10 protein-coding genes are annotated in these 10,039 nt (G+C 73.8%); 3 read left to right on the forward strand and 7 right to left on the reverse strand.

What is annotated here, in order from left to right; genetic code table 11:
* Positions 1-3 precede the first annotated feature (3 nt).
* Positions 4-1,596, forward strand: coding sequence for an ABC transporter ATP-binding protein/permease (locus AWX74_RS24255; protein WP_242666384.1), 1,593 nt, complete (start codon positions 4-6; stop codon positions 1,594-1,596).
* A 96-nt stretch (positions 1,597-1,692) separates the two neighbouring features.
* On the opposite strand, the gene AWX74_RS24260 is transcribed toward AWX74_RS24255, so the two are convergent.
* The 6 genes from AWX74_RS24260 to AWX74_RS24285 all read right to left on the reverse strand — a co-directional run bounded on the left by AWX74_RS24260 (position 1,693) and on the right by AWX74_RS24285 (position 7,923).
* The gene (locus tag AWX74_RS24260; protein WP_091281334.1) at positions 1,693-3,744 is read right to left on the reverse strand and encodes an ABC transporter ATP-binding protein; all 2,052 of its coding nucleotides are present in this window, start codon (positions 3,742-3,744) and stop codon (positions 1,693-1,695) included.
* On the reverse strand, positions 3,741-4,130 hold the full coding sequence (locus AWX74_RS24265; protein WP_091281336.1) for a lasso peptide biosynthesis B2 protein: 390 nt from the start codon (positions 4,128-4,130) through the stop codon (positions 3,741-3,743). The genes AWX74_RS24260 and AWX74_RS24265 overlap by 4 nt, the downstream gene beginning before the upstream one ends.
* The gene (locus AWX74_RS24270) at positions 4,091-4,333 is read right to left on the reverse strand and encodes a hypothetical protein (protein WP_091281339.1); all 243 of its coding nucleotides are present in this window, start codon (positions 4,331-4,333) and stop codon (positions 4,091-4,093) included. Before AWX74_RS24270 ends, AWX74_RS24265 begins: the two co-directional genes overlap by 40 nt.
* A gap of 24 nt (positions 4,334-4,357) precedes the next feature.
* Complete coding sequence (locus tag AWX74_RS24275; RefSeq protein WP_091281343.1) at positions 4,358-4,612, reverse strand: lasso peptide biosynthesis PqqD family chaperone; 255 nt, start codon at positions 4,610-4,612, stop codon at positions 4,358-4,360.
* 1 nt (position 4,613) lies between these two features.
* A complete protein-coding gene (locus AWX74_RS24280) occupies positions 4,614-5,504 on the reverse strand; it encodes an AfsR/SARP family transcriptional regulator (RefSeq protein WP_091281346.1) in 891 nt (296 codons plus the stop codon).
* A gap of 157 nt (positions 5,505-5,661) precedes the next feature.
* Positions 5,662-7,923, reverse strand: coding sequence for a phosphoinositide-specific phospholipase C-related protein (locus tag AWX74_RS24285; protein WP_091281349.1), 2,262 nt, complete (start codon positions 7,921-7,923; stop codon positions 5,662-5,664).
* A gap of 220 nt (positions 7,924-8,143) precedes the next feature.
* On the opposite strand from AWX74_RS24285, the gene AWX74_RS24290 reads away from it, so the two are divergent.
* Both AWX74_RS24290 and AWX74_RS42125 read left to right on the forward strand, forming a co-directional pair.
* Positions 8,144-8,392: a hypothetical protein gene (locus AWX74_RS24290; protein WP_091281352.1), complete on the forward strand. Its 249-nt coding sequence runs from the start codon at positions 8,144-8,146 to the stop codon at positions 8,390-8,392.
* 33 nt (positions 8,393-8,425) lie between these two features.
* A complete protein-coding gene (locus AWX74_RS42125; protein WP_091281356.1) occupies positions 8,426-9,526 on the forward strand; it encodes a hypothetical protein in 1,101 nt (366 codons plus the stop codon).
* 266 nt (positions 9,527-9,792) lie between these two features.
* Here the strand turns inward: AWX74_RS42125 and AWX74_RS24300 are convergent.
* A partial coding sequence (locus AWX74_RS24300) for a group II intron maturase-specific domain-containing protein (protein ID WP_278184653.1) occupies positions 9,793-10,039 on the reverse strand: 247 nt, incomplete at its 5' end.

Here is a 10,039-nt window from a genome sequence, read left to right on the forward strand (position 1 = left end):
GGGGTGTCCTTCGAGGTCGAGCGGGGAACCGTGACCGGCCTGCTCGGCCCGAGCGGATGCGGGAAGACGACGCTGATGCGGGCGATCGTCGGTATTCAGCGCGGGGTGAGCGGTGACCTGCGGGTGCTCGGCCGCGGGCCGTGCGAGCGCGAGCTGCACCGCCGGGTCGGCTACGCCACCCAGACCGCCTCCGTCTACAGCGACCTGACCGTGACGGAGAACCTGCGCTACTTCACGGCGCTCAGCGCCCAGCAGGGCGCGCTCAGCCCGCAGGAGGTCATCCGCGGGGCGGAGCGCGCCGCCGCCCGGGTCAGCCTTTCGGCCGAGATGCACACCCAGGTCGGACGGCTCTCCGGCGGTCAGCGCGGCCGGGTCTCGCTGGCCGCCGCCATCATCGGCGGGCGGGAGCTCCTCGTGCTGGACGAGCCGACCGTCGGGCTCGATCCGGTGCTGCGGCGCGAGCTGTGGGACGGCTTCCACCAGCTGGCCGACCAGGGGCTCACCCTGCTCATCAGCTCCCACGTGATGGACGAGGCCTCCCGCTGCGACCGGCTGCTGCTGCTGCGCGAGGGCCGGCTGATCGCCGACGAGACCCCCGAGTCGCTGCTCGAGATCACCGGCGCCGCTGATCTCGACCACGCCTTTCTGTGCCTGGTCGAACCCCGCCGAGCGCCGCGGCAGACGCCACCGCCACCCGCCGAGCGGGCCCAGGACCTCAGCCGGGCGACAACGGACTGCGCCGACCCGCCGGAGACCGCCGACCCGCTGAAGACCGCCAACCCGCCGGAGACCGCCGGCTCTCCGGGGACGTCCCGCTCCGCGGCGGCCCCCCAGCAGTGCGACGACCGTGGCCTTCGGCTGAACCTGCCGCGCACGACCGTCACCGCGCTGCGGGTGCTGCGCCAGATGCGCCGGGATCCGCGGACCATCCTGCTCGTGCTCGTGCTCCCACCGGCACTGCTGGTGCTGCTGCAGGCGATCTTCGCGCAGAGCCCGACGGCGTTCGACCGGGCCGGGGCGGGCCTGCTCGGGGTGTTCCCGCTGATGACGATGTTCTTCCTGACCTCGGTGGCGATGCTGCGGGAGCGGCGCTCCGGCACCCTGGAGCGGCTGATGACCACGCCGATCGGCCGCGGCGACCTGCTCACCGGCTACGGCGTCGCCTTCGGCCTGCTCGCCGTCGCGCAGGCCGCGATCACGACGACGACCGCCGTCGCGTTACTGCACCTGGCCATCGCCGGGCCGCTGGTGATGCTCGGCCTGCTCGCCGTGCTCTCCGCCCTGTTCGGCACCGCGCTCGGCCTGCTCACGAGCGCCTTCGCGAACTCCGAGTTCCAGGCGGTGCAGTTCCTGCCGCCGGTGCTGCTCCCGCAGTTCCTGCTCTGTGGCATCCTCGTCCCGCACGATCAGCTGCACCCGGTTCTCGGCGTGGTCAGCATGCTCATGCCGATGACCTACGTCGTCGATGCGCTGAGCCGGATCAGCACGAGACCCGGGGTGTCGATGATGGTCGTGCGGGACGCCCTCGTCATCGCGGGGTGCGCCGTGGTCGCCCTCGCGCTGGCGGCCGGTACCCTGCGCCGACAGACCCCCTGACCGGACGAACCGGGCCCGGCGGGCGACCGGGCCCGGCAGCACTCACCGGATGCCAGCTGGGACAAGCCAGCTGATCAGGCGGAACGAGCCGGCCGGTCAGGCGGTGCGGTCCAGGGTGCCGGCGGCGAGCCGGGCGTAGTGCGGGGATCGCCCCAGCAGGTCCTCGTGCCGCCCAGCGGCGACCAGGGCCCCGTCGTCGAGGACCAGGATCAGGTCCGAGGCCCGCACCGTCGAGATACGGTGGGCGATCACGAGCAGCGCGCGGCGGGCGGCGATGTCCGCCATCGCCCGGGTCAGGGCCCGCTCGTTGACCGCGTCCATCTGCGAGGTCGGTTCGTCGAGCAGCAGTAGATCCGGTGCCGCCAGCAGGGCACGCGCGACGGCCACCCGCTGGCGCTCGCCTCCCGAGAGCAGGACCCCGTGGTCACCGACGTCGGTCTCCAGCCCGGCGGGCAGTCGCCGGACCACCGTCGTCAGCCGGGCGATGTCGACCACCTCGGCGACCTCGGCCTCGGTCGCGTCCGGCCGGGCGTAGACGATGTTGTCGCGCAGCGAGCCGCAGAGCACCGGGGCGTCCTGCTCGACCAGGTTGACCTCGCGCCGCGTCAGCGCGCGGCCCACCTGCTCCAACGGCCTCCCACCGAGCAGGATCTCGCCCTCGTCCGGCTCGTAGAAGCGCTCGATGAGACCCAGGATGGTCGACTTGCCCGCGCCGGACGGACCGACCAGCGCGACCTGCCCGCGGGCCGGAACGGTGAACGACACGCCCCGCAGCACCGGGCGCGGCCCGTAGGAGAACCAGACGTCACGGAACTCCAGCGCGGGCGGTCGGGCCCCCGGGACGGCCGGCTGGCCCGGCCCGGCCGGCTGGGCCCCGACCGGCTGGGCCCGCCGGTCGGATCCATCCCGCCGGTCGGATCCATCCCGCCGGTCGGATCCATCCCGTGGGTCGGGTTCCTCCCGCGGCATCGTGAAGACGACGTTCACCCTGGTCAGCGCGCCGAGCCCACGTTGGATCGTCTGCGCGGACTCGATGAGCTGCGACAGCGGCATCACCAGGTAGGTCGCGTAGAGGAGGAACGCGACCAGGTCACCCAGCGAGGTGGTCCCGCGGGCGACGAGGACACCGCCGGCGAGCAGGACGACCAGCACCGAGCCCTGGACGGCGAGCTGGGTGGCGGGCGCGATCACCGCGCTCAGCCGCGCCATCCGCATCCCGGCCTGGTAGGCGTCCTCGGCGTGCCCGCCGATGCGTTCGCTCTCCCTGGCCTCGGCGTTGCTCGCGCGCACGGTGCGGATCGCCGTGAGCGCCCGCTCCAGGTCGGCGGACATCCGCCCGACGCTCGCCTGCCCCTGCTCGGAGATGGACCGCACCCGCGTCAGCGCCGTCACCACGACCGAGCCGGCGACGACGACCGACACCACCACGAACGCGAACAGCACCGGGCTCAGCCACACCATCAGCCCGATCGCCGCGAGCACGCCGATGGTGCTGGTGACGAGGGTGGTGAGGCTGTAGGCGACCGCGTCTCGCACGACCATGGTGTCGGCGTTGGAGCGGGAGAGCAGGTCCCCGATCCGCTGGGCGTCGAACACCCGGATGCGCAGCCGCAACAGGTGGCCGATCAGCCGGTGGCGGAGCCCGAGCAGGACGCGCTGGCCGGTCCGTTCCAGCAGGTAGTGCCCCCAGGTGTCGACCGCCGCCTCCAGCAGGAACACCGCGACGAGAACCCCGATGAGCAGCGCCGGCACGTGCCCGGTGCTCGCCCCGTCGATGACCCCGCGGACCAGCAGCGGCTGCGCGAGGCCGATCACCGAGCCGAACGCGGTCAGGGCCGTCGCGAAGGTGATCAGGCGGCCGTGCCCGCGCAGCAGGCGCCACAGGTCCCCGAAACCCGGCCGGGGCCCGTCCGGGCGAGCCTTGCCCCGGCCACGGAATCGAGGCGGTGGCGGCCCCGGCGGAAATGCCCCCGGCGGCGGGGGTCCCGGTGGCGGGCCGGACGGCGGCGGGCCGGACGGCGGAAAACCCGGCGGTGGCCCGGACGGCGGGGGTCCCGGTGGCGGGCCGGCATAGGCCGGGTGGCCGGGCGGAACCGGCGGCGCCCCGGCCGGCCACCCGGCCGGCCACCCGTCGGCGGCCGGCGTCACCGCGACCGCACCCGGCCCCGTGGCCGCGACCGTACTGTGATCACAGGTCGGAACGCGTCCGGGGGAAACGACTCGCCGACCGTCAGCCCGTCGGCCTCCACCCATGCGTGCGCCGCGAACGAGCCTGCGACGCGGACTCCGGTCCGCCATGTCGGCCACCTCCCCGAAACCCGGCAGAACAGTGCGGTCGCCACCGCGCGCGGCAGGCATCCGGCCGGGCCACGGCAGGTCCGGCTCACCGCCGTGACCGCCTCCATCGCGGCCAGCGTCTGCCCGTACCCTGCCGGGCGGGTGCCGGCCGCCAGCACCTCCATCACCCGCCGCAGCCGTCGTGGCGGCAGCCTCGTCAGCCCGCGGGCGACCGCGACGACGGGTACGGCGACCACGGTGTCCGCGGCCCGCCGCCAGCCGGTGGGCCCGCGCCCGGATCGGCCGCCGCGCCACGCGGGGTCACCACGCCCGGCACGGGCACGACGTCCCGTCGGGGCATGAAGTCCAGCGCCGGCACGACGTCCAGCGCGGGCACGACGCCCGACCGGGCCATCGCCCGGACGCTCGCCATGTCCGCCGGGCCGACATGCCCGATCACGGATGCCGTGAATCGTCACCAACGTCACCGGACGAGCCCGGCGTCGCGCAGCTGCGCGACGAGCGCGTCGATGTCGGCCCGCGCGGTGGCGGTGTCCACCTCGTAGGCCTCGGTCACCGCCTGCGCGGCCTGGTCGGGTGTGCCGCCGCCGGCGAGGACGCCGACCGCGACGTCGGCGGTCGGATTGAGCGTGAAGTACCGGCCGGTCCGCTCGTCCAGCAGCACGGCACCGTAGTCGGTGTGGGTGCGGACGACATGCTCTCGCAGCTGGGTTGACATGTCAGGATCCGTCCTCTCGTCCGGCACCGGTGGGCCGCGGTCGGCCGTCCTGGTCCGTGTGGTCCGCGTGGTCCGTGTGGTCCGCGCCGGCTCCGTGCCGGACCCTGCGCGCCGCGGCGGTCTCGGCCGGCTCGCCGGCGAGCACCTGGGCGTGAATCCGGCGCAGCTCGACGCTCGGTTCGACCCCGAGCTCCTGGGACAGCAGGTGGTAGGCCGTGCGGTAGGCGACCAGCGCGTCGGCGCGGTGCCCGGAGCAGCTCGCCGCGACCAGGAACTGCTCCCACAGCCGCTCCCGCAGCGGGTACTGCAACGTCAGCGCCCGCAGCATCGGCAGCGCCCGGTCGTACTGGCCGCGGTCGAGCAGCGCGTCGGCGAGGTCCTCGTGGACGACGGCCCGCAGCTCCCGCAGCCGGGCCGCCTCGGTGCGGACGACCTCCTCCGGAAGATCCTCGTAGGGCTCGCCCCGCCACACCGCCAGCGCGTCGCCGAGCAGCTCGACGGCGCGGGCGGCGTCCCCGTTCCAGCGGGCGTCCTGGCCGCGACGGGCGAGATCCTCGAACAGCCAGACGTCGACCTCCGTCGCCGCCGCGTTGAGCCGGTACGCACCGTGCCGGCCCTGGATCCGGCCGAGGCCCGCGGTCTCACCCTCCGGCAGAACCTGGCGCAGGTCCGAGACGTAGGTCTTGATGTTGCCGACAGCCGACGGTGGCGGGTCGACATCCCACAGCACGGCGCGGATGTGCTCGGTGCTCGCCCACCGGCCACGGACCAGCAGCAACAGCGACAGCAGGCGCCGCTTCTTCGGCTGCGCGATGGGCACGGCGCTGCCGTCGGGCGCGCTTACCTCCACCGGCCCCAGAATCCGGAAGGGCAGGTGCCGCCGCGATTCCATGGCCGGATTCCTCCCCCGGCGGCGCCGTCCTCGAACGGCACGACAGCCGGGCTACCTGCGGGGATGTCGCGTCCGTTCCACCGGCGGCGGAAATGTCCGACGGCGCTGACCGCCACCGCGGGCTGGCCGGGCGCACCGCGGCGGTGCACGTCGGTCATCAGCGTGGGCGGCGCCGGTTGTAGTTCGCGACGGTCTGCACCAGGTCACCGACCGTCGCGAAGTTCACGGCGAGAAACGTGGGCCGCAGCCCGCTGGCCGCGCACTGCTCCGTGTGCGCGGCCAGCGCCGACGCGGTGTTCACCAGGGCCGCGTCCGCCCGGGTCGCGGCATGGTCGGTGAGCCAGTGGTTGATCAGCAGCATCTGCGGGTGGGCGTTGCCCCTGCCTAGCCGGCAGCTGAAACCGCCGGGGATCCGCACGTCGAACGGTGTGTCCGCGTTCAGGCGGAAGAAGTTGCGGTACCAGGTGCCCGGCACGTCACCGTTCTCGGCGAAGACGACGAGCCGCCGGCCGCGGTCGATCATCTGTCCCAGCGTGGGCCACGGCCGTCCCGGTGCGGGCGGGCGGGCCAGATAGTCCCCGAGGCCGGCGGCCCGGAAAGCGGCCATGACCGGTTCGGGCGGGACCTCGTCCTGCAGGATCAGGGTGATGACCTCGGCCGGGTTGCGGGCGAGCCAGCCCGCGACGCCGGCGAGCGCGTCGTCCAGTGCGGTGGCGCCGAGCTGGCAGATCCCGTGGCAGAGCCAGAGCCCGGGGCGCTCGGAGCGGGCCCCGGTGGCGAACGGCGCGAGGGCCTCGCGGGCGGCCGGGCGCAGTTCGCCCAGGAACGTCTCGACCTCGGCGGGTGTGGTCCAGTGGTGGACGTCGAGCATCAGCGCCCGGATCCCGCTGTCCAGCTGACCGACCAGGTCCGGGTCCTGCACGGCGCCGAGGAAGCCCGCCCGCACCGACGCCATGCCGTTGTGCGTCGTTGGATAGAGGACGTCCGGGTAACGCCGGGCGCACAGCTCGACCCCACCGTTGCAGAACGCGGTGCCGGTTCCCGCCTGGCCCGGCAGCACCGTCCAGGACACCCCGAGGAACATCAGGGCCGCGCCGGCCACCGCCAGCAGGCGCCGGAACCGCCCCCGCGCCTGGTAGATGTAGCCGGCCAGCACTGACCCGGTCGCGAGCACTCCCCCGGCCACCAGCGGGACGACCGCCATGGCCAGCCAGGTCGACCGGACGTCGGCGACGAGCACCTGCCCGACGTCGGCGAGCAGCCGCTGACCCGCCGGCGGCAGCGGCGAGTCGGGGCCGCGCAGCGCGACCAGCGGATCGCCGATCGCTGCGGTCACTCCGACGCTCGCCGCGGTCACGGTCGCTCCGGCGGCGACCAGCACCAGGCTCACCGTCCGCAACGCGGCCATCGGCCCGGGCCGGTACGACGGGGCACGTCGCCCGGACGGTCCAGGCCGACCTGACGGGCCATGTCGACCTGACGGGCCATGTCGACCCGACGGGCCATACGGTCCGGGTGCACCGGTCCGCCCGGTCGGGCCAGGCGGACCGGCCCGGCCGGGCGGGCGCAGCGCACGCACCAGGGCCCAGGCGGGCACCGCGAAGCAGAGCGCCGCGAGGATCACCATGCCGGTGCCGCCGATCCGGTGGACCGTCCGCAGCGCGAGCCCGGCCGACCCGCCGCGACCGCCCGACAGCGGACGTCCCAGGTCGAGCACGGCGCCGCCGGCGAGCCGGGCGCGCAGGTCGGCGACCGCGGAGACGTCCCCGGCGAAGATCAGCGGACCGACGAGCGCCAGCGCCTCGCCGAGGTCGCCGGAGCGCAGCGCGACCAGCACCTGCTCCCGCACGTGCGGCCGCCGGGGCTCCGCCACCCTGCTCAGCAGCAGGTCGGCCACCCAGGACGCCTGGTCGTCGGTCAGCTCGATCTCGGGGATGGAGGCCGGCGGGCGGCCCTGGCTCACCCGGTCCACCCCGTCGAGCACGTCGCGCAGGGCCGCGGCGACGTCCTCGGTGCGGTAGCGCGGGGCGCCGGACACCTGGCCGGCCAGGTAGACCGACGCCAGCCGGCCGATGTTGTCCAGGACCGGGCTCAGGTCGACGGCGAGAACGAACTCCGCTTGGCTGCCGTCCAGGTAGGCGGCCACGTTGTCGGCGACACCGTCGGTCAGCCCACGCAGCGCGGACGGCGGGACCACAAGCTGCAGGTTGTCGACGACGAGGTCGGGGTCCACGGGGAGATCGGCCAGCAGGTCACTGGTCACATCCGCCAGCCGGGGGTCGGTCAGGACCTCGTCGCTGATCCGCTCGTGGACCTGGGCGGTCTCCAGCGCGCCGCGGTAGAAGGCCGCGTTCTGGGCGGTCTCGTGCACCACGAGCACGGCGGTACCGACCGGGGCGAAGACGGCCGCGGCCAGCACTGCCAGGCAGGTCCCTGCCAGGAGTCCTCCCCGGCGGGGACGGCTCGGCCGGCCCATGGGACGCCAGACTACCGAGCGCCGCGCCGGCGACCGGCACGAAAGCCGAGGTCGTCCCACGTTTGGTGGCCAGATCCCCCGATGGGATGCGCCGGACCGGGGTACCCCGATACGGAACGGTCCGCGCGCGAGACCGCGGCCACCAACCACACCGAGGTGTCCGATGACCGTGCACACCAGTCCGACCCAGCAGCGGCCAGTCCTCGTCTGGGCACTGACCGCAGTCGTCGTCGTCGGAGTGGTGCTCGCGCTCGTCGGGATGATCCTCAACGCCTGGGTGCTGCTGGGGCTGGCCGCGGGCGTCGCGGCACTGGCAGCCCTCGCGCTGTTGCCGGCGGGGGTGATGTCCCACGTCACCACGACCCAGTCGGCGACCGATACCCAGTCGGTGACCGACCGCAGACCGCGGTGAGGTCACGACCGGTCCGCCGGGGAGGAAGAAGCGATGGACACAAATGTGATCGAACGGCCACGCGGCCGAGACATGATGCACGTCCCGCGCACCAAGGGCGCGCTCAGCGGGGTCCTGCTCGTGGCGGCGGGCCTGTGGGGAGCACTCATCCCCTTCGTGGGGCCGTACTTCGACTTCGGCTTCACCACCGATGCGTGGTCCTGGACCGCGAACCGGTTCTGGCTGTCGGTGCTGCCCGGAATCGTGGCGATCGTGGCCGGTCTGATCCTGGTGTTCAGCCGCAACCGGGCGAACGCCCTGATCGGCGCGGCCCTGGCGGCGGTGGCCGGCCTGTGGTTCGTCCTCGGTGCTCCGCTCTCCGAGATCTGGAATCCGGGGGCGCTCGGAACGCCGCTCGGGGGGAAGACCCGCCAGACCCTGATCATGATCAGCTTCTTCTACGGGCTGGGCTCGTTGATCCTGTTCCTCGGTTCCAGCGCCCTGGGCCGACTCAGCGTGGTCGGTGTGCGTGACGTCGCCGCCGCCCGCAACCGCCGGCTCGGGATGGCCGAGGCCACCGGTCGGCACGCCCGCGGGCACCGACGTCACGCCGAGGTCGGCGCCGCCGCGGCACCCGCCGACCGCGAGTACGCGGACCGCTCGTACGCCGATCGCGAGTACGCCGATCGCCAGTACGCCGATCGCGAGTACGCGGACCGCGGGTACGCCGGTCGCGAATCGGCCGGCCGCGAGCACGCCGGCGCCGAGCCGGCCGGGCTCAGGCCCTTCGGCCGTGAGGGCTCCGCAGGCAGGCCCGACGATCGGGCACAGGTCGACCGCGAGCCGGTGGGTGCCGGGTCCGACCGGCTCGACGAGGCCTCGGTCTACCCGGACGAACCGCGCCGGTTCCACAACGGGCACGCTGATCCGCGTGCGTCTGCCGACCACGCTGTCGACAGGCACGACACCGTCGACGTACACGGTGCTGACGGCAACCGTGGGCCGGGCACCCGTGCCGACGAGGAAGCCGCCGGGCGGGCGATGAGCGACCGCGAGCGGGCCGAGCAGGAGCGTCGTACCGACCAGAACGCGCCGATCGGCGCCGGCTCGGGCGCGCGCTCCGGGCGCCACCACTGGTGGGAGCGCCCGCACTGATCCCGCCGCGTACCTCCCGGCAACCCGCCCGCCCTCGGGGCATGTACCCCGCGGGCGGGTCGGTGCGTGGGTGCCGGCCGGTGCCTGCCCGCACCGCCACGCAGCACCATCAATTCACCTCAAGAGGGGCAAAGAGGTCGAACGAGCACCTGGCAACCCGCAAGGAGGAAGGATTTTGGTCGTGCGAACGCCGGGTAGCCGGCGGGGGTTTCACCCGCCGGCCCCCACAGATCCGGACGTGACACTCTCGCGTCATCCGGCTCGTGCTATCCGCTGGCCGTGGAGAGCGTCCAGTGGGCGAAGAGGGTGGGTCTGCGGCGTTTGATCGCCAGCAGTGTCCTCCAGGCCCGTCCCGGACGTCCCCTGAACCGTCTGTACTTGCGTTGCAGCCATCGGACCAGGTAGCGGTCGATGGAGTAGAGGACTGGATACAATGCGGACCGTCGGAACGCCCCGAAGTAGTTGATCCAGCCCCTGGTCACCGGATTGATCTCCGATGCCAGGTCTTCGAGG

The organism is Parafrankia irregularis (genome assembly GCF_001536285.1).
GTDB lineage: Bacteria > Actinomycetota > Actinomycetes > Frankiales > Frankiaceae > Parafrankia > Parafrankia irregularis.

Excerpts from the sequence above, each read along its gene's own strand:
- AWX74_RS24290 (WP_091281352.1), top strand. The coding sequence starts at position 8,144 with ATGACCGTGCACACCAGTCCGACCCAGCAGCGGCCAGTCCTCGTCTGG.
- AWX74_RS24275 (WP_091281343.1), bottom strand. The coding sequence starts at position 4,612 with ATGTCAACCCAGCTGCGAGAGCATGTCGTCCGCACCCACACCGACTAC.
- AWX74_RS42125 (WP_091281356.1), top strand. The coding sequence starts at position 8,426 with ATGGACACAAATGTGATCGAACGGCCACGCGGCCGAGACATGATGCAC.
- AWX74_RS24280 (WP_091281346.1), bottom strand. The coding sequence starts at position 5,504 with ATGGAATCGCGGCGGCACCTGCCCTTCCGGATTCTGGGGCCGGTGGAG.